This is a genomic window from Pseudomonas sp. 65/3-MNA-CIBAN-0223, assembly GCF_040310425.1.
GTDB lineage: Bacteria > Pseudomonadota > Gammaproteobacteria > Pseudomonadales > Pseudomonadaceae > Aquipseudomonas > Aquipseudomonas gregormendelii.
The window spans coordinates 107,977-133,029 of sequence record NZ_JBEOPV010000009.1; the positions used below are offsets into that span (position 1 = coordinate 107,977).

A 25,053-nucleotide genomic window follows, 5' to 3' on the forward strand; every position below is an offset into this window, starting at 1 on the left:
TCACAACGCCAAGTTGCAGTGCCGGGCCTTTGTTGCAGGAGTGGTTACAAGACGGCACAACCGCAAAAAAATACATCGACGACATTTTCACCGTTTGACGGCAAACTTGATCACGGGCCAACCGGCTCGATACCGCCCTCCCCTTCTGCAAGCCTGGATGCCATGCTGACCTGGTTACAACGCAACTCACTGACCTTCCCGCCGCTGGAACGAGCGATGCGCGATCCCAACGGCCTTCTGGCTGCGGGTGGCGACTTGTCGGCCGACCGCCTGATCCAGGCCTATCGCCATGGGTGTTTCCCGTGGTTCTCCGAAGGCCAGCCGATTCTCTGGTGGTCACCCGACCCTCGCACGGTGTTGTTTCCCGACGAATTGCATGTCTCGCGCAGCCTGGGCAAATTGCTCCGGCAACAGCGCTATGAAGTGACCTTCGACCAGGATTTCGCTGCAGTCATCCAGGCTTGCGCGGCCCCGCGTGATTATGCCGACGGCACCTGGATCACCGCCGCGATGCAGGACGCCTACCTTGAACTGCACACGCGTGGCTTCGCCCACTCGGTGGAGGTGTGGGACCAGGGTGAGCTGGTGGGCGGCCTCTATGGCTTGGCGATGGGGCAGCTGTTTTTCGGCGAGTCGATGTTCAGCCGCGCCGACAATGCCTCCAAATATGGCTTTGCCACACTGGTGCGACATCTGAAAGACTCAGGGTTCATACTGATCGACTGCCAGATGCCGACCGACCATTTGCACAGCCTCGGCGCCCGGGCGATTCCCCGTAGCGAATTCGCCCGCTACCTGGCCCTGCACCTGGATCAACCCAGCCGCGCCAGCTGGGTTTGCTGAGCGACTTTCGCGCGCTTGGCTTACACTTATTTAAAGTTTATCCCCGAGGGTTGATCATGACCGAGTTGGCGCGTTTGAAGTTCTATGCCACTCAACCCCACTCTTGCAGTTATCTGCCCGAAGAGCAGGCCACCACCCTGTTCCTCGACCCTAGCCAGCCCATGGATGTGCATGTCTACGCAGATCTGTCTGAAATGGGTTTTCGTCGCAGTGGTGATCACCTGTACCGGCCGCATTGCCAGAACTGCAATGCCTGCGTGCCCGCGCGTATCCCCGTCGCGCAGTTTGCACCCAATCGCCAGCAGAAACGCATTTTCAGGCGCAACCTCGATCTGCAGGTGCGCCCGGCCAAACCACAGTTCAGCGAAGAATACTTCGACCTGTACCAGCGCTACATCGAACAGCGGCATGCCGATGGCGACATGTACCCGCCCAGCCGCGATCAGTTTTCCACCTTCCTGGTGCGCGACCTGCCATTTTCGCGCTTCTATGAATTCCGCCGCGACGGCCGTCTGCTGGCTGTGGCCGTGACGGACTTGCTGCCCAATGGCCTCTCGGCGGTCTATACCTTCTACGAACCCGCCGAAGAACGCCGCAGCCTGGGCCGGTACGCAATCCTGTGGCAAATCGCCGAGGCACAGCGCCTGGGGCTGGACGCGGTGTACCTGGGGTACTGGATCAAGAACTGCAAAAAGATGAGTTACAAGACGCAATATCGACCCATCGAACTGTTGATCAACCAGCGCTGGGTTCTTCTAAGTTAGAGCAATCCCTAAACCCCTTGGCGTAAACACCATTTTTCGGGCACAATGCACGCCGCTTTTGCCTGGCGCAGTTGCACCGGGCCATTCATTGGACACCGAGGGCTTTACTGCATGTCGAAAGAAGACAGCTTCGAAATGGAAGGCACTGTCGTCGACACCCTGCCCAACACCATGTTTCGTGTGGAGTTGGAAAATGGGCACGTCGTAACCGCGCATATTTCCGGCAAGATGCGCAAGAACTACATCCGTATTCTTACCGGTGACAAAGTGCGCGTCGAGCTGACGCCCTATGACTTGAGCAAAGGGCGCATTACTTACCGCGCCCGCTAATCAGGTCAATACAAGACGCCCGGCTGATGCCGGGCGTTTTTGTTTGTCTGCAATTCGACGAACATCCCCGTAGGAGCTGCCGCAGGCTGGGATCTTTTGATCCTGGATTTTTTAAGATCAAAAGATCGCAGCCTGCGGCAGCTCCTACAGGGGATTCGCGCGCAGACAGCAAAAAGGCGCCAGTAGGCGCCTTTTTGTTTTGCTACTAAACGTCAGGCCATTTCTGCCGTGGTTTCGAACTCGAAGGTCAGCTCGCCGTCCTTCAAATCGATGTGGACCACGCCACCATGGTCGGCCAGTTCGCCAAACAGGATCTCTTCCGCCAGCGGACGCTTGATCTTGTCCTGGATCAGGCGTGCCATTGGTCGAGCGCCCATTGCCGAGTCGTAGCCACCTGCCGCCAGCCAGCTGCGTGCGGCGTCGGTCACTTCCAGCTGCACGCGCTTGTCTTCCAGCTGCGCCTGAAGCTCGGTAAGGAACTTGTCCACCACACTCTTGATGACCTCATGACTGAGGCGACCAAACTGGATGATAGTGTCCAGGCGGTTGCGGAACTCTGGCGTGAAGCTCTTCTTGATCACTTCCATCGCATCGGACGAGTGGTCCTGATGAGTGAAACCGATCGAAGCGCGCGCTGCGGTTTCGGCACCGGCGTTGGTCGTCATGATGACGATCACGTTACGGAAGTCCGCCTTGCGCCCGTTGTTATCGGTGAGCGTACCGTGGTCCATCACCTGCAACAGCAGGTTGAAGACTTCCGGATGCGCCTTCTCGATCTCATCGAGCAACAGCACGCAGTGTGGCTGCTTGGTGATGGCTTCGGTCAGCAGGCCGCCCTGATCGAACCCGACATAGCCTGGAGGTGCACCGATCAGACGCGATACGGTGTGGCGCTCCATGTACTCGGACATGTCGAAGCGAACCAGTTCGATACCCAGCGCCTTGGCCAGCTGGCGCGCCGCTTCGGTTTTACCTACACCGGTCGGGCCTGCGAACAGGAACGAACCGACTGGCTTGTCAGGCGACTTGAGGCCGGCGCGGGACAGCTTGATCGCAGTCGACAGCGAGTCGATTGCAGCGTCCTGGCCAAACACCGTCAGCTTGAGGTCACGCTCAAGGTTACGCAGCAGCTCTTTGTCCGAGCTGGTGACGTGCTTTGGCGGAATCCGCGCGATCTTCGCCACGATGTCCTCGACCTGAGGCACTTCGATGCGTTTCACGCGCTTCTCGACCGGCTGCAGGCGCTGGTAGGCACCCGCCTCGTCAATTACGTCGATGGCCTTGTCCGGCATGTGCCGGTCATTGATGTAGCGCGATGCCAGTTCGGCAGCCGCACGCAGGGCCTCATCGCTGTACTCGATGCTGTGGTGCGCTTCGAAACGCCCCTTCAAGCCGCGCAGGATACCGATGGTGTCTTCCACCGAAGGCTCCGACACATCGACTTTCTGGAAGCGCCGGGCCAAAGCACGGTCCTTCTCGAAGATCCCGCGGAACTCCTGGAACGTGGTCGAACCGATGCAGCGGATATCACCGGAAGACAGCAGCGGCTTGAGCAGGTTCGAGGCATCCATGACGCCACCGGACGCGGCACCCGCACCAATGATGGTGTGGATTTCGTCGATGAACAGGATCGCCTGCGGACGTTTTTTCAGCTCATTAAGCAACGCCTTGAAGCGCTTCTCGAAATCACCGCGATATTTGGTCCCGGCCAGCAGTGCGCCCAGATCAAGCGAATACACCACGCTGTTGGCCAGCAGATCAGGCACCTGGTTATCGACAATACGCTTGGCCAGGCCTTCGGCAATCGCGGTTTTACCCACGCCTGCCTCGCCCACCAGCAGCGGATTGTTCTTGCGACGACGCGCCAGGATCTGCGCGACACGCTCGACTTCCATTTCGCGGCCTACCAGCGGGTCAATACGACCCTGGCGTGCCAGTTCGTTGAGGTTGCTGGCATAAGCATCCAGGGGATTGCCAGAAGAAGAAGACTCGCCGCCCTCGTCGTCCTGCATATCTTGCTCACCTTCAGAGTGATCGCCATGCCCGGGCACCTTGGAGATGCCGTGGGCGATGTAGTTGACGACATCGATGCGCGCAACGCTCTGCTGTTTCAGCAGGAACACTGCCTGACTCTCTTGCTCACTGAAGATGGCGACCAGCACGTTGGCACCGGTCACTTCGCGTTTGCCCGAGCTCTGTACGTGAAACACGGCGCGCTGCAGCACACGCTGGAAGCCCAGGGTTGGCTGGGTCTCACGATCCTCGTCATGCACGGGGATCAGTGGCGTGGTGGAGTCAATGAACTCCTGCAGGTCATGTTTGAGTTTGTCGAGGTTGGCGCCGCACGCACGCAATACGGTGGCGGCAGCCTCATTATCCAATAGGGCCAGCAGGAGGTGTTCGACGGTCATGAATTCATGACGTTTCGAACGAGCCTCCTTGAAGGCAAGATTGAGGGTGACTTCGAGCTCGCGGTTTAACATAGCTTCACCTCATACCCAAGTGGTCGGCGATTAACCGTCCTTCTCGATTTCACAGAGTAGCGGATGCTGGCTTTCCCTGGCGTACTGGTTGACCTGCATGGCCTTGGTCTCGGCGATGTCGCGGGTAAACACTCCACATACTGCCCGTCCTTCTGTATGGACGGCCAACATGACCTTGGTCGCCAGCTCCCGATTCAGGTTAAAAAACACCTCGAGCACTTCGACGACGAAATCCATCGGTGTGTAGTCATCATTGAACAAAACCACCTTGTACATCGGTGGCGCCTGTAAAGCAGGCTTTGCCTCCTGAACAGCAATGCCTGCGGAATCGTCGTCGTGGGTCCCCGGACTGTCTTGCTGGAGAACCGGATGATCCTGATTGAATGTTAGTCGAATCTGGCTGATTGCATGCATGGAAAGAAAGGTTCGTCAGTTGTGCGAATACAGTGGTGGGGGCGGCTATGGACGATTTCAACTGCGACTGCCCGGTCACCTTGACTATCGGCAAAACGGTGTTACAACCAATAGAGCCCACAGTGGGTAAAAAAGGTCCGCGGAGTCAATCTTATTTATGAGATTCGACTGCGGATTATCTGGATGATACTCCAGTGATGGAGTCAGTTGCAGAGGGATATGGGTATGTCAGGTGTCAAGGTCAGTGGCAAGGTGAAATGGTTCAACAACGCCAAGGGATACGGCTTCATCAATGAAGACGGCAAGAGCGAAGACCTGTTCGCCCACTATTCGGCCATCCAGATGGAGGGGTACAAGACCCTGAAGGCCGGCCAGGCTGTGGTGTTCGAGATTATCCAGGGCCCCAAGGGCCTGCACGCCGTGAGCATCGGCGCGCCTGAGGATAGCGCGAAAGTTGTCGCAGCCAGCGAGCAACAAACCGTTATTGCATGATTTTTGCACCCACCCTTCTGTTATAAAAAAACCGCCCAACTCATGATTTGAGCGGGGCGGTTTTTCGTTACGAGTTGCTTCTTACATGTGCGAAATCAGCGCATCGCCGAACGCCGAGGACGACAACAGCGTGGCGCCGTCCATCAGACGCTCGAAGTCATAGGTCACGGTCTTGGCGGAAATCGCGCCATTGGTGCCCTTGATGATCATGTCGGCCGCTTCGGTCCAGCCCATGTGGCGCAGCATCATCTCTGCAGACAGGATCAGCGAACCCGGGTTGACCTGGTCCTTGCCGGCGTATTTCGGCGCAGTACCGTGGGTGGCTTCGAACATGGCAATGGTGTCGGACAGGTTGGCACCCGGCGCGATACCGATGCCGCCCACTTCGGCCGCCAGGGCGTCGGAGAGGTAGTCACCGTTCAGGTTCAGGGTCGCAATCACATCGTATTCGGCCGGGCGCAGCAGGATCTGCTGGAGCATGGCATCGGCGATGGCGTCCTTGACGATGACGTTCTTGCCGGTTTTCGGGTTCTTGAACTGCATCCATGGACCGCCGTCGAGCAGGGTCGCGCCGAACTCTTCAGCCGCCACTTCGTAAGCCCATTCCTTGAAGGCACCTTCGGTGAACTTCATGATGTTGCCTTTGTGCACGATGGTCAGCGAGTCGCGATCGTTGTCGACCACGTACTGCAGCGCCTTGCGCGCCAGGCGCTTGGTGCCCTGCAGCGAGACTGGCTTGATGCCGATACCGCAGTTTTCGTCGAAACGGATCTTGGTGACACCCATTTCCTCTTTCAGGAACTTGATGACCTTGGTCGCTTCCGGCGAACCGGCTTTCCACTCGATACCGGCGTAGATGTCCTCGGAGTTCTCGCGGAAGATCGTCATGTCGACGTCGCCTGGCTTCTTGACCGGGCTAGGCACGCCTTCGAACCAGCGAACCGGGCGCAGGCACACATAAAGGTCCAGCTGCTGGCGCAGGGCCACGTTCAGCGAACGAATGCCGCCGCCGACCGGCGTGGTCAGGGGGCCCTTGATGGAAACCACGTAATCCTTGACTGCGTCCAGGGTTTCCTGAGGTAGCCAGGTGTCCTGATCGTAAACCTGAGTCGCTTTCTCCCCGGCGTAGACTTCCATCCAGGAAATTTTGCGATCGCCGCCGTAAGCCTTCTTAACAGCAGCATCGACAACCTTGATCATGACCGGGCTGATATCAACGCCGATACCATCGCCTTCGATGAAGGGGATGATCGGGTTGTTAGGAACATTGAGAGAATGGTCCGCGTTGACGGTGATTTTGTCGCCGACTGCCGGAACCTGAATCTTCTTGTATCCCATGCTGAACTCCATTGTTTGGATTGAACATCTGGCTTGGTTCGAGCGTACCCCAGTTAATTCAGCGCGCAAACCCCATGTTCCACCCATCTGCCGCAAACCTGTGCGGCTGGGGTTCTACAAGCCTGAATGCAAAGGGAAAAGCGCCAAACTCAAGCACGGTGCAAGACTCTACGCCCCCCACCCCCCTGCGACCTTTAGACCAATGGACGACACACGTTGTGTATGAACCATCGGCAGATTGCCAGCTACCTATGTATAATGCCGCCCGCTGACCACAGAGTCACGACGGCCGACCCCTCTATTGCGAGAGCTTCGGCCCGAAAAAGCAGGACCGCTACAGCAGTCCACCCGCTTGCCGCTCGACTGATGCACCCAACATCACCGCGCACAAACCTCGACATTCGGCTCATGGACGACTTTGAACGAACGCGCTTACCCGGCGCCCCTCGAGTTTCTGCGCACGCTTTAGCAAAGAAGAGAGAGTTAATCCGAATATGCCCACCCGCTCGAAGATCATCTATACCTTCACCGACGAAGCTCCCGCCCTCGCCACCTATTCACTGCTGCCTATCGTAGAGGCTTTCACTGCCTCCGCTGATATCGCCGTGGAAACCCGCGATATCTCTCTTGCAGGGCGCATTCTGGCCAGCTTCCCCGAGCAATTGGGTGACAAAGCCGTAGCCGACCACCTCGCCGAACTGGGCGACTTGGCCGTTACGCCTGAAGCCAACATCATCAAGCTGCCGAACATCAGTGCTTCCGTTCCGCAACTGCAAGCCGCGATCAAAGAGCTGCAAGCCCAGGGCTTCGCACTGCCGGACTACCCGGAAACCGTGACCAGCGACGCCGACAAGCTCGCCAAGTCGCGTTACGACAAGATCAAGGGCAGCGCCGTGAACCCGGTTCTGCGCGAAGGCAACTCCGATCGTCGTGCACCGCTGTCAGTCAAGAACTACGCGCGCAAGCACCCGCACAAAATGGGCGCCTGGGCTGCGGACTCCAAGTCCCACGTAGCCCACATGAGCACCGGTGATTTCTACGGCAGCGAAAAAGCTGCCCTGATCGACGCCGCTGACGCCGTCAAAATCGAATTGATCGCTCAAGACGGCACCACCACCGTCCTGAAGGAAAAAACCACCGTACAAGCCGGTGAGATCCTCGATTGCGCGGTCATGAGCAAGAACGCCCTGCGCAGCTTCATTGCTGCCGAGATCGAAGACGCCAAAGCCAAAGGCGTGCTGCTGTCGGTTCACCTCAAAGCCACCATGATGAAGGTCTCCGACCCGATCATGTTCGGCCAGATCGTTGCCGAGTTCTATAAAGACGCACTGGCCAAGCACGCCGACGTGCTGGCACAGATCGGCTTCAACCTGAACAACGGCATCGGTGACCTGTACGCTCGCATCAAGGCTTTGCCTAGCGATCAGCAAGCTGCGATCGAAGCGGACATCCAGGCGGTCTACGCCGTTCGTCCGTCGCTGGCGATGGTCAACTCCGACAAAGGCATCACCAACCTGCACGTGCCGAGCGACGTCATCGTCGACGCCTCGATGCCGGCGATGATCCGTGACTCCGGCAAGATGTGGGGCACTGATGGCCAGTTGCACGACACCAAGGCAGTGATTCCGGATCGTTGCTACGCGACCATCTACCAGGCCGTCATCGAAGACTGCAAGGTAAACGGTGCCTTCGATCCGACCACCATGGGCAGCGTGCCAAACGTGGGCCTGATGGCGAAAAAAGCCGAAGAGTACGGCTCGCACGACAAGACTTTCCAGGTCAAGGCCAGCGGCGTGGTTCGCGTTACCGACAGCAAAGGCAGCCTGCTGCTGGAGCAAGCGGTTGAAGCCGGCGACATCTTCCGCATGTGCCAGACCAAAGACGCGCCGATCCAGGACTGGGTCAAACTGGCCGTCAACCGTGCCCGCGCCAGCAGCACGCCAGCGATCTTCTGGCTGGACCCGATGCGCGCCCACGATGGCGTGGTGATCGAGAAAGTTCAGGCTTACCTGAAGGATCACGACACGTCCGGCCTGGACATCCAGATCATGGCGCCAGTCGACGCCATGAAGTTCACCCTGGAGCGTACCCGTGCAGGCAAGGACACCATCTCGGTGACCGGTAACGTACTGCGCGACTACCTGACCGACCTGTTCCCGATCATGGAACTGGGAACCAGCGCCAAGATGCTGTCGATCGTACCGCTGATGAATGGCGGCGGCCTGTTCGAAACCGGCGCTGGCGGTTCGGCACCGAAGCACGTTCAGCAGTTGCTGGAAGAGAACTTCCTGCGCTGGGATTCCCTGGGCGAGTTCCTGGCCCTGGCTGCTTCCCTGGAGCATTTGGGTGTTACTTATAACAACCCGAAAGCCCTGGTGCTGGCCAAGACCCTGGATCAGGCCACTGGCCAGTTCCTCGACAACAACAAGTCGCCATCGCGCAAAGTCGGCAACATCGACAACCGCGGCAGCCACTTCTACCTGGCGCTGTACTGGGCACAAGCCCTGGCGGCCCAGACTGAAGATGCAGCACTGCAGGCGCAATTCGGCCAGCTGGCCAAGACCCTGACCGAGAACGAGACAACCATCGTTGCCGAGCTCAACGCCGTACAGGGCCAGCCAGTGGACATCGGTGGTTACTACCACGCTGATGCCGAGCTGATCAGCAAGGCCATGCGCCCGAGCAACACCTTCAACGCGGCGATTGCTGCGCTGGTGTAAGGTTGTAAGGATGCAAAGAAGCCCCGGCCTTGTGCCGGGGTTTTTGTTTTCGGTACTTAATGATTGGCACAAACCCCTGTGGGAGCTGGCTTGCCAGCGATGGCGGTTTATGATTCACCAATGACGGTGACTGACCCACCGCTATCGCTGGCAAGCCAGCTCCCACAGGGTTTGTGTTTCATTATTCAATATCTGAGGAAGCGTTATGGACTGGAAACCCCACATCACCGTCGCCACCATCGTCGAAGACAACGGTCGCTTCCTCATGGTCGAAGAACTCAAAGGCGGACGAGCGGTACTCAACCAGCCCGCCGGTCACCTCGACCCGAATGAAACCCTGACCGAAGCTGCCATCCGTGAAACCCTCGAGGAAACCGGCTGGGACGTCGAACCCACGGGGGTATTGGGCATTTATCTGTACACCGCCCCGAGCAACGGCGTGACCTACCAGCGAGTCTGCTTCATCGCCAAGCCGCTGAAACACCACCCCGAGTATCAACTGGACGACGGCATCATCGGCGCCAAGTGGTTGACCCGCGAGGAATTAATCGGACAGCGCGACAACTGGCGCAGCGAACTGATCATCCGCTGCATCGACGACTATCTGGGCGGTCAGCGCTTCGACCTGGAATTGATCCGTCCTTCTCTTTAGCCTTGTGGCCTTGGGCCTGCTAGAATCGCGTCCTTTTTCAAGACACTCATTGAATCCCTATGCGTGATCCAGCCCCTTCTGACATACAAAAGAAGCGCGTCATTGTCGGCATGTCCGGCGGCGTGGACTCTTCCGTTTCCGCTCTCCTGCTGATCGAGCAGGGTTACGAGGTGGAAGGCCTGTTCATGAAGAACTGGGAAGAAGACGATGGAACGGAATACTGCACCGCGATGGACGACCTCGCAGACGCCCAGGCTGTCTGCGACAAGATTGGCATCAAGCTGCACACCGCCAACTTCGCCGCCGAGTACTGGGACAACGTGTTCGAGCACTTCCTGGCCGAATACAAGGCCGGACGCACGCCGAACCCGGACATCCTGTGCAACCGCGAGATCAAATTCAAAGCCTTCCTCGACTACGCGATGATGCTCGGCGCCGACCTGATCGCCACCGGTCACTACGTGCGCCGCCGCGACATCGATGGACGCACCGAGCTGCTCAAGGGCCTGGACCCGAACAAGGACCAGAGTTACTTCCTGCACGCCGTGGGCGGAGAACAGATCGCCAAGACCCTGTTCCCGGTGGGCGAGCTGGAAAAACCCGAAGTGCGCGCAATCGCCGAGAAGCACGACCTGGCCACCGCGAAGAAAAAAGACTCCACCGGGATCTGCTTTATCGGCGAGCGCCGCTTCAGCGACTTCCTCAAGCAGTACCTGCCGGCACAACCCGGCGAGATCAAGACCACCGAAGGTGAAGTCATCGGGCGCCACCACGGCTTGATGTACCACACCATCGGCCAACGCCAGGGCCTGGGCATCGGCGGCCTCAAGGACGCCGGTGACGAGCCGTGGTACGTGCTGATCAAGGACCTGGAGCATAACGAGCTGATCGTCGGCCAGGGCAATGACCATCCATACCTGTTCTCCCGCGCCCTGCTCGCCTCGGACATCTATTGGGTCAACCCCATCGACCTCAGCGAGCCACTCAAGTTGACCGCCAAGGTGCGTTACCGCCAGGGCGACCAGCCGTGCACGCTGGAAAAAACCGCTACCGGCTATCGCGCCACCTTCGATGACCCGCAACGGGCGGTCACCCCGGGCCAGTCCGTGGTGTTCTACGACGGTGAGATCTGCCTGGGTGGCGGCGTGATCGAAATAGCCGAGCCCTGGACGAGCAAGAACGCGAGCAAGGGCCAAGTCCAATGAGCCCGACCCAGGAGCAACTGACAGCGCTGGGTGGGGTATTCCTCGCCGCGGTCCTGGTGGACAAGATCGCCAAGACCGGCCAGACCACCGAAGCGGGCCTGACCTGCATGCTGGGCAGCCTGCTGATTCGTGATCCCAAGGACACGCTGGAAGTGTACGGCGGAGACGACATCAACCTTCGCGAGGGCTATCGCGCCCTGATCGGCGCCCTGGAACGCGATCCCAGCACACTGCAGCGCGAACCGCTGCGCTACGCGCTGGCCATGCTCGGCCTGGAGCGTCAGCTGGCCAAGCGCGAAGACTTGATGGACGTGATTGGCAAGCGCCTGCCGCAGATCCAGTCCCAGGTCGAGCACTTCGGCCCGGCCCACGAAAACGTGATCGCCGCCTGTGGCGCGTTGTACCAGGACACCTTGAGCACCTTGCGCCAGCGCATTCAGGTGCACGGCGACATGCGCAACCTGCAGCAGCCAAGCAACGCTTCGAAGATCCGTGCCCTGCTGCTGGCCGGAATTCGTTCGGCGCGCCTGTGGCGCCAGTTGGGCGGTCATCGCTGGCAGCTGGTGATCAGCCGGCGCAAATTGCTCAAAGAGCTTTACCCGCTGATGCGCAGTAGCTGAACAGCGCTCGCAACACCGATTTTGATCTGTAACGCGTAATACGCCGGTCAGTTGGCAACGGACCGGCGGATTTTTTCATGTATGATACGCGCCCCATTTCGTTGCCCGACTGTCCGAGAACACCCCATGCAGCTTTCTTCGCTCACTGCGGTTTCCCCTGTTGACGGCCGCTACGCCGGCAAAACCCAGGCCCTGCGCCCTATTTTCAGCGAATACGGCCTGATCCGTGCTCGCGTCCTGGTCGAAGTGCGCTGGCTCCAGCGCCTGGCCGCTCACTCTGCCATCAGCGAAGTACCGGCGTTCTCCGCCGAAGCCAACGCTGTCTTGAACACCCTGGCGGAAAACTTCTCTCTGGAGCACGCCGAGCGCGTCAAAGAGATCGAGCGCACCACCAACCACGACGTCAAGGCCATCGAATACCTGCTCAAAGAGCAAGCGGCCAAGCTGCCTGAACTGGCGGCCGTCAGCGAATTCATCCACTTTGCCTGCACCAGCGAGGACATCAACAACCTGTCCCACGCCCTGATGCTGCGCGAAGGCCGTGATGACGTGATGCTGCCGCTGATGCGCCAGACCGCCGACGCCATCCGCGAACTGGCGATCCGTTTCGCTGACGTGCCAATGCTGTCGCGCACCCACGGTCAACCGGCCTCGCCGACCACTCTGGGCAAAGAGCTGGCGAACGTGGTTTACCGCCTGGAGCGCCAGATCGCCCAGGTCGCCGCCGTGCCATTGCTGGGCAAGATCAACGGCGCTGTGGGCAACTACAACGCCCACCTGTCGGCCTACCCCGAGATAGACTGGGAAGAAAACGCCCGCGCCTTCATCGAAGACGAGCTGGGCCTGGGCTTCAACCCGTACACCACGCAGATCGAACCGCACGACTACATCGCCGAGCTGTTCGACGCGATCGCGCGCTTCAACACCATCCTGATCGACTTCGACCGTGACATCTGGGGCTACATCTCCCTGGGTTACTTCAAGCAGCGCACCATCGCGGGCGAAATCGGTTCATCGACCATGCCGCACAAGGTCAACCCGATCGACTTCGAAAACTCCGAAGGCAACCTGGGTATCGCCAACGCACTGTTCCAGCACCTGGCGAGCAAGCTGCCGATCTCCCGCTGGCAGCGCGACCTGACCGACTCCACCGTGCTGCGCAACCTCGGTGTCGGCTTCGCCCACAGCGTCATCGCGTACGAAGCCAGCCTCAAAGGCATCAGCAAACTGGAGCTCAACGCCCAGAAGATCGCTGCCGACCTGGACGCTTGCTGGGAAGTATTGGCCGAGCCGATTCAGACCGTCATGCGTCGCTACAACATCGAAAACCCGTACGAAAAGTTGAAAGAATTGACCCGCGGCAAGGGCATCAGCCCCGAAGCGCTGCAAACTTTCATCGATGGCCTGGACATGCCGGCCGCCGCCAAGGCCGAGCTGAAACTGCTTACCCCGGCGAACTACATCGGCAACGCTGTAGAGCAAGCCAGGCGCATCTGATCGACCGCTGCACCCGTTTAAAACGCCCGGCAGCGCCGGGCGTTTTTATTCCCGTCTGAAAAGTACTTTTTTTCAATAGGTTACACATGAATCCTGATATTCCTCTTCAACTCCTGGGCGGCATCACGGCGCGCGAGTTCATGCGCGACTACTGGCAGAAAAAACCGCTGCTGATCCGTCAGGCGATTCCAGATTTCGAAAGCCCGATCGACGCCGACGAACTGGCCGGCCTGGCGCTGGAGGAAGAAGTTGAGTCGCGCCTGGTGATCGAAAACGGCGAGCGCCCTTGGGAATTGCGCCGCGGCCCATTCGCCGAAGACGAATTCAGCAAACTGCCGGAACAGGACTGGACCCTGCTGGTTCAAGCCGTTGACCAGTTTGTCCCGGAAGTCGCTGAACTGCTGGAAAACTTCCGCTTTCTGCCAAGCTGGCGCGTCGATGACGTGATGATCAGCTTCGCCGCACCAGGCGGCAGCGTCGGTCCGCACTTCGACAACTACGACGTGTTCCTGCTGCAAGGCCATGGCAAGCGCAACTGGAAAATCGGCCAGATGTGCGACTCTGAAAGCCCGCTGCTGCAGCACGCCGACTTGCGCATCCTGGCTGAATTCGAAGCCACCGATGAATGGGTCCTGGAACCGGGCGACATGCTTTACCTGCCGCCGCGCCTGGCCCACTGCGGCGTGGCCGTCGACGATTGCCTCACCTACTCGGTCGGCTTTCGCGCGCCAAGCGCCGCTGAAGTGCTGACCCACTTCACCGACTTCCTCAGCCAGTTCCTGTCGGACGAAGAGCGCTACACCGACGCCGATGCCCAGCCAGTCGCCGATCCGCACCAGATCCAGCACGACGCCCTCGGCCGCCTTAAAGGCCTGCTGGCCGAACACATGAGCGACGAGCGCCTGTTGCTGACCTGGTTTGGCCAGTTCATGACCGAGCCGCGCTACCCGGAGCTGGTGGTCGGCCCGGAAGAGATCGAAGAAGACGACCTGCTTGCCAGCCTGGAACAGGGCGCCGTACTGATTCGCAACCCGAGCGCGCGCCTGGCCTGGTCCGAAGTCGATGACGACCTGCTGCTGTTCGCCAGCGGCCAGAGCCGTTATCTGCCGGGCAAGCTGCGCGAGCTGTTGAAGCTGATCTGCGCCGCCGATGCGCTGCACATCGATAACCTCGGCGAATGGCTGGGCGATGACGACGGTCGCGGCCTCCTGTGCGAGCTGATCAAGCAAGGAAGCCTGGGGTTTGCCGATGAATAAAATTCACGTAAGTGTCGCAGACTGGCAGAAGGACAACGCCGAGATCCGGCGCATTCGTGAGACGGTGTTCATCGCCGAGCAATCCGTACCGCCCGAGCTGGAATGGGATGCGGATGACGCGACAGCGGTGCATTTCCTGGCCTTCGAGGGTGACTTTCCGATTGGCACTGCGCGCCTCCTGCCTGACGGTCACGTCGGCCGGGTGTCGGTGCTCAAGGACTGGCGCGGCTTGAAGGTCGGTGATGCGCTGATGCAGGCGGTGATCGGCGAGGCCGAGGAACGTGGACTGAAGCGGCAGATGCTCAGCGCGCAGGTGCAGGCCACGGCGTTCTATGAGCGCCTGGGTTTCAGCCTGGTCAGTGAGGAGTTCCTGGAAGCCGGGATTCCGCATGTGGACATGGTTCGGCATTCCTGAAGATCAAAAGATCGCAGCCTTCGGCAGCTCCTACAGAGTTGTGCGAACATCCGTAGGAGCTGCCGAAGGCTGCGATCTTTTCTGAAGCAACACCACAAAACGCCCCGCCATCCTCGGATGCCGGGGCGTTTTGCTGTCTGCGATTCAACTTGCTCCTATCGAGGCCGACAAACTGGCAATATCAATCAAAGGCAGGATCAAAAGATCGCAGCCTTCGGCAGCTCCTACGGGCTTTGTTTATTTGGCGGAGATAACGGACATGTCCCTACGCACCCTGCTCACCACGCTGCTGCTGAGCTGCAGTTTTTCGCTCAGCGCAGCCACCGAGATTGTGCCGCTGAACTACCACACCAGCGCCGACATGCTGCCGATGGCACAAGACTTCATCGGCAAGGACGGCCAGGTGAGCGCCTATGGCAACCAGCTGATTGTCAACGCCGATCAACGCAAGATCGACGAACTTAAGGCACTGATCAGCCAGCTGGATACCGCGCCGAAGCGCCTGCTGATCACCGTCGACACCAGCGAAAACAACTTCCAGGCTGACCAGGGCTACTCGGTAAACGGCGCCAGGCCGAGCCAGACTCGCATCATCAACCGCAGCACCGACAGCCGTGATGGTGGCATCCAGCAGATCCAGGCCAGCGAAGGTGCGCCTGCGCTGATCCAGATCGGCCAAAGCGTGCCGCTGACCAGCAGTCAAAGCGACTCCTACGGCGATTTGCGCAGCCAGACCGAATACCGCAACGTCACCCAGGGTTTCTACGTCACCGCCAGCGTCACCGGTGATATCGTTCACCTGGATATCAGCACCAACCGTGACCGCATGAGCCAGGAACGTCCCGATGTAGTGAATGTGCAAAGCACCGACACAACTGTCACGGGGCGCCTGGGCGAGTGGATCACCCTGGCCGGGGTGAATCGCCAGACCCAGGCCGACAAACAGGGCCTGACCCGCAGCTACTCGACTCAAGGCCGGGACGACATGACCCTGCGGGTCAAAGTCGATACTTTGGACTAAATCACCGAAAACTGACTGATTAGTCGTATTAGACCAAAGATGTAGTGCTTGAAAAAAAGCACTACAAAACGTTTGACGATCGAAAAAAGCAAAGGCATGATGGCCTCGCTCCCGCTAATCAGGGGCCCTGGCAAGGGCCTTCGAAGCGATGTTCGCACCTACCCCGCGAACCGCTTCGTGTCTGTACCGCCCACAAGGTGTGTTTGACGAGGTTGCCGACTGGAACGAAGTTGTCCCGAGGGACGGAAGCGTAATTAGGTAACCCGGCTCCACACTGAAGTCTGCACCAGGGCCCACGATGCCCGAATGCGTTCGCCAGTTCGCCCTTACCTGCTCACTTCCCCTCGAGCCCATCGTTCATCCCGTCGCCAATCCCGCCGAATCCGACTTGACCACCTAAGCTTCTGGTCTGCGAGCGCACGTATTTTCCACCGCAGAACAACTTTCCGTAAAAGACGCGACGAGGTTTATCTCCATGGCACTGACACGCGAACAGCAAATTGCAGCCCTCGAAAAAGACTGGGCTGAAAACCCACGCTGGAAAGGTGTGACACGCGCCTACTCCGCTGCTGACGTCGTCCGCCTGCGTGGCTCGGTTCAACCTGAGCACACCTTCGCAAGACTCGGCGCCGAGAAGCTGTGGAACCTGGTGACCCAGGGTGCCAAGCCGTCCTTCCGCCCTGAGAAAGATTTCGTCAACTGCATGGGCGCCCTGACCGGCGGCCAGGCTGTGCAACAAGTCAAGGCCGGTATCCAGGCGATCTACCTGTCCGGCTGGCAAGTAGCTGCGGACAACAACTCCGCCGAATCGATGTACCCGGACCAGTCGCTGTACCCGGTGGACTCGGTTCCAACCGTGGTCAAACGCATCAACAACTCGTTCCGTCGTGCTGACCAGATTCAGTGGAAAGCCGGCAAAGGCCCGGGCGACGAAGGCTACATCGACTACTTCGCACCAATCGTAGCTGACGCCGAAGCCGGTTTCGGTGGCGTGCTGAACGCTTACGAGCTGATGAAGAGCATGATCGAAGCTGGCGCCGCCGGCGTTCACTTCGAAGACCAGCTGGCTTCCGTGAAAAAATGCGGCCACATGGGCGGCAAGGTACTGGTGCCTACACAGGAAGCCGTACAGAAGCTGACCGCTGCTCGTCTGGCTGCTGACGTGGCCGGTACACCGACCATCATCCTGGCCCGTACCGATGCGAACGCCGCTGACCTGCTGACTTCCGACTGCGACCCGTACGACCAGCCATTCGTGACTGGCGAACGTACCCAGGAAGGCTTCTACAAAGTGCGCGCCGGCCTCGACCAGGCCATCGCTCGCGGCCTGGCTTACGCGCCGTACGCCGACCTGATCTGGTGCGAAACCGCCAAGCCGGACCTGGACGAGGCTCGCCGCTTCGCCGAAGCGATCAAGAAGGAATACCCGGACCAACTGCTGTCGTACAACTGCTCGCCTTCCTTCAACTGGAAGAAAAACCTGGACGACGCGACCATCGCCAAGTTCCAGCGTGAACTGTCCGCCATGGGCTACAAGCACCAGTTCATTACCCTGGCCGGCATTCACAACATGTGGCACAGCATGTTCAACCTGGCGCACGACTACGCCCGCAACGACATGACTGCCTACGTGAAACTGCAAGAGCAAGAGTTCGCTGACGCCGCCAAGGGTTACACCTTCGTGGCTCACCAGCAGGAAGTGGGCACCGGCTACTTCGACGACATGACCACCGTAATCCAGGGTGGTTCGTCTTCGGTTACCGCGCTGACCGGCTCGACCGAAGAAGAACAGTTCCACTGATCTGCTTCGCCTGAAATAACAGCCGCTGCGGGCCGAATGGAAAGCTAACCGCAGCGCTGCACCTCTGACGCCCCGACTTGCTCGGGGCGTTTTTTTGCCCGCAATTCAACAAACCATGGCAGCGTTGCGCACACAGATACAGACGCGCAAGGCTGCGCCAGAGCCAGACTCAGTAATCAATTTCCTGGAGCAGGGTCTTGGCTTTGTGATTATTGTTACGTACCGAGAAGACTCGCAATTTCTTCTGTTCGCGAACGCTTTCAACAATCAGGTAAGTTTCGTAGGACGCCGAACCGCTAAGGAACACCGGGGTATCGCCGAAGTAATTAGCATTATCGTAAATACCGTGGTCCTCATGGAAGTGACCGGCAAAGACAGCAGCCACCTTATGTTTTTTCATCATCGCCCTGAATGCTTCGGCGTCGGCGGCGCTAAAGTTCTTCCAACCATTAGGCTTATGGGTAACGAGGATATTGACCTTGCCCCAGTTGCTGGCGAACGCCATCTTGTTATCGATAAAATTCCAGGATGAGTTAATGTTAAATTGTTTCTTATTAACATGTGACACCCCCGTCTCAAATTTGGTTGCATAGACTGGATAATTATTGGCCTGTACTACGTGTAAATTATTATGCCACTCTGAATGGGCAAAACTGCCAGCGTAGCTTTCCCTGAACTTTCCGGCGCCAGTACTGGACCTATAATCAATATTGCCTCTCGCTATTAAATTTTTTGTCATTCTCAGGTAAGTCAGAACACTGTCTCTGGCACACCCATTATTAGCACAGTCGTTAACATTATTTTCATAGTCGTGATTACCCAACCCCAAATAGACCTTGTTATTGAAGTACTCTTTAAACCTTTTCTTCATAAAGCTTAGCTGGTCCCCATGACCGAAAGCTGTGATATCACCATTGACATATACTGGAATATCGAGTGCGGGATGACTGCTCCTGAACGAGTTAACGTCACGATACTGTGCATGGATATACGCTGCTGAAAGCTCCTTTTCGTTACCCTTCTCGTCTTCCTTTTTATCGGTCCAAGGATACTGCGGGTCCGAGGTCATCACGATATAAGAAGGTGTGCCAGCATAGGTCCAGTGATCATTGGATTTTTTACCTGTCGGATAATTGCGATAACCATCCTTTGGAACGCCGTCAAATTTTGAGATAAAATAAGAACTGTCACCTTTGGAATGTTGATGTATCGCACCGACATAGGTCTGATCGGTCAAGTCTTTGGGCTCAGCGTAGGAACCGGCAAGGGTCCCTTTGAAATCCCAAAGAATATTGCTGAAGGGGCCTGTCGGATATGATACCTCGCCTGCAATACCATTAAACCTTGACGAAAAGTATAAATTACCGCCATTGATAACTCTCTTATGAATGGCCCCAACGTAGGTCAACTCATTCGATTCTTTCGGGTCAGCAGCGGTGCCGGCATGAGCCCCTTTGAACTCCCAGTAATCGTTACTGTAGGGCCCCGTCGGAAAAAACCAATTATGATCACTCGCATTGCCATCGAATTTCGCCGCGAAGAAAAAGTTTTTTCCCTCATATGTGTATTTGTGAATGGCGCCGATCGTTGTGGCTTCTTCCCATAGTTTAGGATGCTCATAAGTGCCAGAAGCGGCGATGGCGCTCATGGCCGTCGCTGCAGAGGGCGGCACGAGCTCGGCAGTGGACGGTGCCAAGGCAGAGCTTTCGTTCGCCGACACGTTCATGACGCCGAACGTCAACTGACTGGCAATCAACAAGGAAAGGGTAGTTCGCTGCAAGGTGATAAGCACTGGACGTCTTCGTTGGATTGAAAAAACCCAGAATGCCGCTGCAGTAAAAGCAAAAACATACGAAAAGTACGAGATTTCCTACAACCCCCCACACCACAAGACTGTTATCGCCTGATAAGTACACGCGCCAACGGCACCCCACGGAAGGGCTTTCCCTCGTTCTCATCGAAGCCAGAAGGAGGATCAGGCGACAAAAAAGAGCAGCACCATGAAGAGGTCAATGGACCCGCCCAAAATGGCACCTTGAACACAGAAACCGCTCATTGAAATCGTATAACCGCCGGCAAACAATAGTGATTATCATTTACAAGCTGTTGAATTCATTGCATCACCTGTAAAACATAATTGATTGAAAGTCGCCTAATGCCCGCTATGCATGGGCTGCGAGGCCTTTAAGGCACGCTATGTCCTTATTCCTATCAATAATTTCGCTATCTGAATTTTACTTGCACGGTGTTGTGCCATAAAATCAGCGGGATTGATTGCTGCGACATATCGTCACTGCGTTGTTTCTTTTTCAAGCTCAGAGACCTTTGCTCTCTGTTAAGGATTTCCAGCATGCCCGAAGCGACAGGACTCATGGCCCACAACTGGGGCTTTGCCATTTTCCTTCTGGGCGTTGTCGGCCTCTGCGCCTTCATGCTCGGTGTCTCCAGCCTCCTTGGGTCAAAAGCCTGGGGCCGCAGCAAAAACGAACCGTTCGAGTCGGGCATGCTACCTACAGGTGGCGCCCGCTTGCGGCTCTCAGCCAAATTCTATCTGGTCGCGATGCTCTTCGTGATCTTCGATATCGAAGCCCTCTTTCTCTTTGCCTGGTCTGTGTCCGTCCGCGAAAGCGGCTGGACCGGATTCGTCGAAGCTCTCGTTTTCATAGCAATTCTGTTGGCAGGTCTTGTCTACCTGTTCCGAGTGGGCGCCCTTGACTGGGCTCCGGAAGCTCGTCGCAAGCGGCAGGCGAAGCTGAAACAATGAGGCTTTGGCAATGCAATACAATCTCACCAGGATCGACCCCGATGCTCCTAACGAGCAGTATCCGATTGGCGAGCGGGAAACCGTTTCCGATCCGTTAGAAGATCAAGTCCACAAAAACATCTTCATGGGCAAGCTCGAAGACGTGCTTAACGGCACGATCAACTGGGGGCGCAAGAACTCCCTGTGGCCGTACAACTTCGGTCTTTCGTGCTGCTACGTGGAAATGACCACCGCCTTCACGGCGCCCCACGACATCGCGCGCTTTGGCGCCGAGGTTATCCGGGCATCACCGCGCCAGGCGGATTTCATGGTTATCGCCGGTACCTGCTTCATCAAGATGGCGCCGATCATTCAGCGTCTCTACGAGCAAATGCTCGAGCCTAAATGGGTTATCTCCATGGGTTCGTGCGCCAACTCCGGTGGCATGTACGACATCTACTCCGTCGTTCAAGGGGTGGACAAGTTCCTGCCCGTGGACGTCTACGTGCCTGGCTGCCCGCCCCGCCCTGAAGCTTTCCTGCAAGGCTTGATGCTGTTGCAGGAGTCGATTGGACAGGAGCGTCGTCCGCTTTCCTGGGTCGTCGGTGATCAAGGCGTGTACCGCGCCGAGATGCCTTCGCAAAAGGAACAGCGCCGCGAACAGCGAATCGCAGTCACCAACCTGCGCAGCCCCGACGAAGTCTGATCCAGATCTGCTTCTTTAATAGAACGAGACACTGGCTTCATTCTTTACGTTGACCGAAAGCGATAAATAACCATGACTACAGGCAGTGCTCTGTACATCCCGCCTTACAAGGCAGACGACCAGGATGTGGTCGTCGAACTGAACAACCGTTTTAGCCCCGAGGCGTTCACCGCCCAGCCGACCCGCACCGGCATGCCGGTGCTTTGGGTTGCCCGCGCCAAACTTGTCGAAGTCCTGAGCTTCCTGCGCAACCTGCCCAAGCCGTACGTCATGCTCTATGACCTGCACGGCGTGGACGAGCGTCTGCGCACCAAGCGTCAAGGGCTGCCAAGCGGCGTCGACTTCACCGTGTTCTATCACCTGATGTCGATCGAACGTAACAGTGACGTGATGATCAAGGTGGCCTTGTCCGAGAGCGACCTCAGCGTACCGACCGTCACCGGCATCTGGCCGAACGCCAACTGGTACGAGCGCGAAGTCTGGGACATGTTCGGCATCGACTTCCCCGGCCACCCGCACCTGACCCGCATCATGATGCCGCCGACCTGGGAAGGTCACCCGCTGCGCAAGGACTTCCCGGCGCGCGCCACCGAGTTCGACCCGTTCACCCTGACCCTGGCCAAGCAACAGCTTGAGGAAGAAGCTGCGCGCTTCAAGCCTGAAGACTGGGGCATGAAGCGTTCAGGTGCGAACGAGGACTACATGTTCCTCAACCTCGGCCCGAACCACCCTTCTGCTCACGGTGCCTTCCGCATCATCCTGCAGCTGGACGGTGAAGAGATCGTCGACTGCGTGCCGGACGTCGGTTACCACCACCGTGGTGCCGAGAAGATGGCCGAGCGTCAGTCCTGGCACAGCTTCATTCCGTACACCGACCGTATCGACTACCTCGGCGGCGTGATGAACAACCTGCCGTACGTGCTCTCGGTCGAGAAGCTGGCCGGCATCAAGGTGCCCGAGAAGGTCGACGTCATCCGCATCATGATGGCCGAGTTCTTCCGGATCACCAGCCACCTGCTGTTCCTGGGCACCTACATCCAGGACGTCGGCGCCATGACCCCGGTGTTCTTCACCTTCACCGACCGTCAGAAGGCGTACACGGTGATCGAAGCCATTACCGGTTTCCGTCTGCACCCGGCCTGGTACCGCATCGGTGGTGTCGCTCACGACCTGCCACGCGGCTGGGAAAAACTGGTGAAAGACTTCGTCGAATGGATGCCAAAGCGTCTGGACGAATACCAGAAAGCCGCACTCGACAACAGCATCCTCAAAGGCCGGACCATCGGCGTCGCCGCCTACAACACCAAGGAAGCCTTTGAATGGGGCGTCACCGGTGCAGGCTTGCGTTCGACCGGTTGCGACTTCGACCTGCGTAAAGCACGTCCGTACTCCGGCTACGAGAACTTCGAATTCGAAGTGCCGCTGGCCGCCAATGGCGATGCCTACGACCGTTGCATCGTGCGCGTCGAAGAAATGCGCCAGAGCATCAAGATCATCGAGCAGTGCATGCGCAACATGCCGGAAGGCCCGTACAAGGCGGATCACCCGCTGACGACGCCGCCACCGAAAGAGCGCACCCTGCAGCACATCGAGACCCTGATCACGCACTTCCTGCAGGTTTCGTGGGGCCCGGTCATGCCGGCCAACGAATCCTTCCAGATGATCGAAGCGACCAAGGGCATCAACAGTTATTACCTGACGAGCGATGGCGGCACCATGAGCTACCGCACCCGGATTCGCACCCCAAGCTTCCCGCACTTGCAACAGATCCCTTCGGTGATCAAAGGCGAGATGGTCGCGGACTTGATTGCGTACCTGGGTAGTATCGATTTCGTTATGGCCGACGTGGACCGCTAAGCATGAACAGCACGCTTATCCAGACAGACCGTTTCGCCCTGAGCGAAACCGAGCGCTCGGCCATCGAGCACGAGCTGCATCACTACGAAGACCCGCGCGCGGCGTCGATCGAAGCCCTGAAGATCGTCCAGAAGGAACGTGGCTGGGTGCCCGATGGCGCCCTTTACGCCATTGGCGAAATCCTCGGCATCCCGGCCAGCGACGTAGAAGGCGTGGCGACGTTCTATAGCCAGATCTTCCGTCAGCCGGTGGGCCGCCACATCATTCGCGTCTGCGACAGCATGGTCTGCTACATCGGCGGCCATGAGTCTGTGGTCAGCGAAATCCAGAGCAAGCTCGGCATCGGCCTGGGTCAGACCACCGCCGACGGTCGTTTCACCCTGCTGCCGGTCTGCTGCCTCGGCAACTGCGACAAGGCTCCGGCGTTGATGATCGACGACGACACTTTCGGTGATGTGCAGCCAGCAGGCGTTGCCAAATTGCTCGAGGGCTACGTATGACCCTGACTTCCTTTGGTCCTGCCAACCGCATCAAGCGGTCGGCCGAGACTCACCCGCTGACCTGGCGCCTGCGTGACGACGGCGAAGCCGTCTGGCTCGACGAGTACCAGGCCAAGAACGGTTATGCCGCTGCGCGCAAGGCCTTCGCCGACATGGCCCAGGACGACATCGTCCAGACCGTGAAAGACGCCGGCCTGAAGGGTCGCGGCGGTGCAGGCTTCCCCACGGGCGTGAAGTGGGGCCTGATGCCCAAAGACGAATCCATCAACATCCGCTACCTGCTGTGCAACGCGGATGAAATGGAGCCGAACACCTGGAAAGACCGCATGCTGATGGAGCAGCTGCCCCATCTGCTGATCGAAGGCATGCTGATCAGTGCTCGCGCGCTGAAAACCTACCGTGGCTACATCTTCCTGCGTGGCGAATACACCACCGCCGCCAAGCACCTCAACCGTGCCGTGGAAGAAGCCAAGGCTGCAGGCCTTCTGGGCAAGAACATCCTGGGTTCGGGTTTTGATTTCGAGCTGTTCGTCCACACCGGTGCCGGGCGTTACATCTGCGGTGAAGAAACCGCACTGATCAACTCCCTCGAAGGCCGCCGCGCCAACCCGCGCTCCAAGCCGCCCTTCCCTGCCGCCGTGGGCGTGTGGGGCAAGCCGACTTGCGTGAACAACGTTGAAACCCTGTGCAACGTGCCGGCGATCATCGGCGACGGCGTGGACTGGTACAAATCGTTGGCTCGCGCGGGCAGTGAAGACATGGGCACCAAGCTCATGGGCTTCTCCGGCAAGGTCAAGAACCCGGGCCTGTGGGAATTGCCGTTCGGCGTCACCGGGCGCGAGTTGTTCGAAGACTACGCCGGTGGCATGCGCGACGGCTTCAAGCTCAAAGCCTGGCAGCCGGGCGGTGCCGGTACCGGTTTCCTGTTGCCGGAACATCTGGACGCACAAATGTACGCCGGCGGCATCGCCAAAGTGGGCACCCGCATGGGTACCGGCCTGGCCATGGCGGTGGACGACAGCGTCAACATGGTGTCCCTGCTGCGCAACATGGAAGAGTTCTTCTCCCGTGAGTCGTGCGGTTTCTGCACCCCGTGCCGTGACGGTTTGCCGTGGAGCGTCAAGCTGCTGCGCGCGATCGAGAACGGTGAAGGGCAAGCCGGCGACATCGAGACCCTGCTGGGTCTGGTCGGTTTCCTCGGCCCGGGCAAGACCTTCTGTGCTCACGCACCGGGCGCCGTGGAGCCGTTGGGCAGCGCAATCAAATATTTCCGCCATGAGTTCGAAGCCGGCATCGCGCCTGTCAGCGCCGTCGTCCCGCCTCTGGCACGGCCGATCGTAATCGGCGCGTAAACGCTTAAAAAGGCGAAGGGCCCGTGCCCGCAGCTTTTCGTGTG

General features: G+C 58.4%; 22 protein-coding genes. 18 read left to right on the forward strand and 4 right to left on the reverse strand.

Annotated elements, in window-relative coordinates; all coding sequences use genetic code 11:
* The first annotated feature begins 162 nt into the window (after positions 1-162).
* The 3 genes from aat (at position 163) to infA (ending at position 1,937) form a co-directional block, all read left to right on the forward strand.
* Positions 163-843 carry a leucyl/phenylalanyl-tRNA--protein transferase gene (gene aat / locus AAEZ09_RS13100; protein ID WP_045062277.1) on the forward strand — a complete coding sequence of 227 codons (681 nt, stop codon included), beginning with the start codon at positions 163-165 and terminating at the stop codon, positions 841-843.
* A 56-nt stretch (positions 844-899) separates the two neighbouring features.
* Positions 900-1,607, forward strand: coding sequence for an arginyltransferase (locus AAEZ09_RS13105; protein WP_045062278.1), 708 nt, complete (start codon positions 900-902; stop codon positions 1,605-1,607).
* Between the two features lie 111 nt (positions 1,608-1,718).
* Complete coding sequence (infA, locus tag AAEZ09_RS13110; RefSeq protein WP_002553999.1) at positions 1,719-1,937, forward strand: translation initiation factor IF-1; 219 nt, start codon at positions 1,719-1,721, stop codon at positions 1,935-1,937.
* A gap of 212 nt (positions 1,938-2,149) precedes the next feature.
* Here the strand turns inward: infA and clpA are convergent, their stop codons facing one another.
* Positions 2,150-4,420 carry an ATP-dependent Clp protease ATP-binding subunit ClpA gene (clpA, locus tag AAEZ09_RS13115; protein WP_045062279.1) on the reverse strand — a complete coding sequence of 757 codons (2,271 nt, stop codon included), beginning with the start codon at positions 4,418-4,420 and terminating at the stop codon, positions 2,150-2,152.
* 30 nt (positions 4,421-4,450) lie between these two features.
* A complete protein-coding gene (gene clpS, locus AAEZ09_RS13120; protein WP_045062280.1) occupies positions 4,451-4,834 on the reverse strand; it encodes an ATP-dependent Clp protease adapter ClpS in 384 nt (127 codons plus the stop codon).
* A 225-nt stretch (positions 4,835-5,059) separates the two neighbouring features.
* Between clpS and cspD the strand changes: the two genes are divergently transcribed.
* Positions 5,060-5,326, forward strand: a complete 267-nt coding sequence (cspD, locus tag AAEZ09_RS13125; RefSeq protein WP_045062281.1) for a cold shock domain-containing protein CspD — start codon at positions 5,060-5,062, stop codon at positions 5,324-5,326.
* An 81-nt stretch (positions 5,327-5,407) separates the two neighbouring features.
* Here cspD and icd read toward each other — a convergent pair whose 3' ends face one another.
* Positions 5,408-6,664: an NADP-dependent isocitrate dehydrogenase gene (icd, locus tag AAEZ09_RS13130; protein ID WP_350599700.1), complete on the reverse strand. Its 1,257-nt coding sequence runs from the start codon at positions 6,662-6,664 to the stop codon at positions 5,408-5,410.
* Positions 6,665-7,158: 494 nt separating this feature from the next.
* On the opposite strand from icd, the gene AAEZ09_RS13135 reads away from it, so the two are divergent.
* The 9 genes from AAEZ09_RS13135 (at position 7,159) to aceA (ending at position 17,851) form a co-directional block, all read left to right on the forward strand.
* Positions 7,159-9,384: an NADP-dependent isocitrate dehydrogenase gene (locus AAEZ09_RS13135; protein ID WP_350599702.1), complete on the forward strand. Its 2,226-nt coding sequence runs from the start codon at positions 7,159-7,161 to the stop codon at positions 9,382-9,384.
* Between the two features lie 205 nt (positions 9,385-9,589).
* Positions 9,590-10,036: an NUDIX hydrolase gene (locus tag AAEZ09_RS13140; protein ID WP_045062347.1), complete on the forward strand. Its 447-nt coding sequence runs from the start codon at positions 9,590-9,592 to the stop codon at positions 10,034-10,036.
* A 59-nt stretch (positions 10,037-10,095) separates the two neighbouring features.
* Positions 10,096-11,241, forward strand: coding sequence for a tRNA 2-thiouridine(34) synthase MnmA (gene mnmA, locus AAEZ09_RS13145; RefSeq protein ID WP_045062284.1), 1,146 nt, complete (start codon positions 10,096-10,098; stop codon positions 11,239-11,241).
* Positions 11,238-11,861, forward strand: coding sequence for a high frequency lysogenization protein HflD (gene hflD / locus AAEZ09_RS13150; protein ID WP_045062285.1), 624 nt, complete (start codon positions 11,238-11,240; stop codon positions 11,859-11,861). The genes mnmA and hflD overlap by 4 nt, the downstream gene beginning before the upstream one ends.
* Before the next feature lie 126 nt (positions 11,862-11,987).
* A complete protein-coding gene (gene purB / locus AAEZ09_RS13155; RefSeq protein ID WP_045062286.1) occupies positions 11,988-13,358 on the forward strand; it encodes an adenylosuccinate lyase in 1,371 nt (456 codons plus the stop codon).
* Between the two features lie 86 nt (positions 13,359-13,444).
* Positions 13,445-14,614: a ribosomal protein uL16 3-hydroxylase gene (locus tag AAEZ09_RS13160; protein ID WP_045062287.1), complete on the forward strand. Its 1,170-nt coding sequence runs from the start codon at positions 13,445-13,447 to the stop codon at positions 14,612-14,614.
* Complete coding sequence (locus AAEZ09_RS13165; protein WP_045062288.1) at positions 14,607-15,029, forward strand: GNAT family N-acetyltransferase; 423 nt, start codon at positions 14,607-14,609, stop codon at positions 15,027-15,029. The genes AAEZ09_RS13160 and AAEZ09_RS13165 overlap by 8 nt, the downstream gene beginning before the upstream one ends.
* A 259-nt stretch (positions 15,030-15,288) precedes the next feature.
* On the forward strand, positions 15,289-16,050 hold the full coding sequence (locus AAEZ09_RS13170) for a secretin N-terminal domain-containing protein (RefSeq protein ID WP_350599704.1): 762 nt from the start codon (positions 15,289-15,291) through the stop codon (positions 16,048-16,050).
* A gap of 475 nt (positions 16,051-16,525) precedes the next feature.
* A complete protein-coding gene (gene aceA / locus AAEZ09_RS13175; RefSeq protein WP_045062291.1) occupies positions 16,526-17,851 on the forward strand; it encodes an isocitrate lyase in 1,326 nt (441 codons plus the stop codon).
* A 169-nt stretch (positions 17,852-18,020) separates the two neighbouring features.
* On the opposite strand, the gene AAEZ09_RS13180 is transcribed toward aceA, so the two are convergent.
* On the reverse strand, positions 18,021-19,643 hold the full coding sequence (locus AAEZ09_RS13180; RefSeq protein WP_350599705.1) for a metallophosphoesterase: 1,623 nt from the start codon (positions 19,641-19,643) through the stop codon (positions 18,021-18,023).
* Between the two features lie 558 nt (positions 19,644-20,201).
* Between AAEZ09_RS13180 and AAEZ09_RS13185 the strand changes: the two genes are divergently transcribed.
* From AAEZ09_RS13185 to nuoF, 5 genes are all read left to right on the forward strand, one after another.
* On the forward strand, positions 20,202-20,615 hold the full coding sequence (locus tag AAEZ09_RS13185; protein ID WP_003223812.1) for an NADH-quinone oxidoreductase subunit A: 414 nt from the start codon (positions 20,202-20,204) through the stop codon (positions 20,613-20,615).
* Positions 20,616-20,625: 10 nt separating this feature from the next.
* Positions 20,626-21,300, forward strand: a complete 675-nt coding sequence (locus tag AAEZ09_RS13190) for a NuoB/complex I 20 kDa subunit family protein (protein ID WP_008146035.1) — start codon at positions 20,626-20,628, stop codon at positions 21,298-21,300.
* A gap of 72 nt (positions 21,301-21,372) precedes the next feature.
* On the forward strand, positions 21,373-23,157 hold the full coding sequence (gene nuoC / locus AAEZ09_RS13195) for an NADH-quinone oxidoreductase subunit C/D (RefSeq protein WP_350599707.1): 1,785 nt from the start codon (positions 21,373-21,375) through the stop codon (positions 23,155-23,157).
* A 2-nt stretch (positions 23,158-23,159) separates the two neighbouring features.
* Positions 23,160-23,657, forward strand: coding sequence for an NADH-quinone oxidoreductase subunit NuoE (gene nuoE, locus AAEZ09_RS13200; RefSeq protein ID WP_007970445.1), 498 nt, complete (start codon positions 23,160-23,162; stop codon positions 23,655-23,657).
* Positions 23,654-25,009 carry an NADH-quinone oxidoreductase subunit NuoF gene (gene nuoF, locus AAEZ09_RS13205; RefSeq protein WP_045062301.1) on the forward strand — a complete coding sequence of 452 codons (1,356 nt, stop codon included), beginning with the start codon at positions 23,654-23,656 and terminating at the stop codon, positions 25,007-25,009. The genes nuoE and nuoF overlap by 4 nt, the downstream gene beginning before the upstream one ends.
* Positions 25,010-25,053 lie beyond the last annotated feature (44 nt).

What these genes read in the sequence shown, in the direction of transcription:
- clpA (WP_045062279.1), bottom strand. Translation starts at nt 4,420, where the DNA reads ATGTTAAACCGCGAGCTCGAAGTCACCCTCAATCTTGCCTTCAAGGAG.
- AAEZ09_RS13165 (WP_045062288.1), top strand. Translation starts at nt 14,607, where the DNA reads ATGAATAAAATTCACGTAAGTGTCGCAGACTGGCAGAAGGACAACGCC.
- AAEZ09_RS13190 (WP_008146035.1), top strand. Translation starts at nt 20,626, where the DNA reads ATGCAATACAATCTCACCAGGATCGACCCCGATGCTCCTAACGAGCAG.
- AAEZ09_RS13185 (WP_003223812.1), top strand. Translation starts at nt 20,202, where the DNA reads ATGCCCGAAGCGACAGGACTCATGGCCCACAACTGGGGCTTTGCCATT.
- aat (WP_045062277.1), top strand. Translation starts at nt 163, where the DNA reads ATGCTGACCTGGTTACAACGCAACTCACTGACCTTCCCGCCGCTGGAA.
- clpS (WP_045062280.1), bottom strand. Translation starts at nt 4,834, where the DNA reads ATGCATGCAATCAGCCAGATTCGACTAACATTCAATCAGGATCATCCG.
- mnmA (WP_045062284.1), top strand. Translation starts at nt 10,096, where the DNA reads ATGCGTGATCCAGCCCCTTCTGACATACAAAAGAAGCGCGTCATTGTC.
- AAEZ09_RS13105 (WP_045062278.1), top strand. Translation starts at nt 900, where the DNA reads ATGACCGAGTTGGCGCGTTTGAAGTTCTATGCCACTCAACCCCACTCT.
- hflD (WP_045062285.1), top strand. Translation starts at nt 11,238, where the DNA reads ATGAGCCCGACCCAGGAGCAACTGACAGCGCTGGGTGGGGTATTCCTC.
- nuoF (WP_045062301.1), top strand. Translation starts at nt 23,654, where the DNA reads ATGACCCTGACTTCCTTTGGTCCTGCCAACCGCATCAAGCGGTCGGCC.
- aceA (WP_045062291.1), top strand. Translation starts at nt 16,526, where the DNA reads ATGGCACTGACACGCGAACAGCAAATTGCAGCCCTCGAAAAAGACTGG.
- AAEZ09_RS13170 (WP_350599704.1), top strand. Translation starts at nt 15,289, where the DNA reads ATGTCCCTACGCACCCTGCTCACCACGCTGCTGCTGAGCTGCAGTTTT.
- AAEZ09_RS13135 (WP_350599702.1), top strand. Translation starts at nt 7,159, where the DNA reads ATGCCCACCCGCTCGAAGATCATCTATACCTTCACCGACGAAGCTCCC.
- AAEZ09_RS13140 (WP_045062347.1), top strand. Translation starts at nt 9,590, where the DNA reads ATGGACTGGAAACCCCACATCACCGTCGCCACCATCGTCGAAGACAAC.
- infA (WP_002553999.1), top strand. Translation starts at nt 1,719, where the DNA reads ATGTCGAAAGAAGACAGCTTCGAAATGGAAGGCACTGTCGTCGACACC.
- AAEZ09_RS13160 (WP_045062287.1), top strand. Translation starts at nt 13,445, where the DNA reads ATGAATCCTGATATTCCTCTTCAACTCCTGGGCGGCATCACGGCGCGC.
- nuoE (WP_007970445.1), top strand. Translation starts at nt 23,160, where the DNA reads ATGAACAGCACGCTTATCCAGACAGACCGTTTCGCCCTGAGCGAAACC.
- purB (WP_045062286.1), top strand. Translation starts at nt 11,988, where the DNA reads ATGCAGCTTTCTTCGCTCACTGCGGTTTCCCCTGTTGACGGCCGCTAC.
- nuoC (WP_350599707.1), top strand. Translation starts at nt 21,373, where the DNA reads ATGACTACAGGCAGTGCTCTGTACATCCCGCCTTACAAGGCAGACGAC.
- cspD (WP_045062281.1), top strand. Translation starts at nt 5,060, where the DNA reads ATGTCAGGTGTCAAGGTCAGTGGCAAGGTGAAATGGTTCAACAACGCC.
- icd (WP_350599700.1), bottom strand. Translation starts at nt 6,664, where the DNA reads ATGGGATACAAGAAGATTCAGGTTCCGGCAGTCGGCGACAAAATCACC.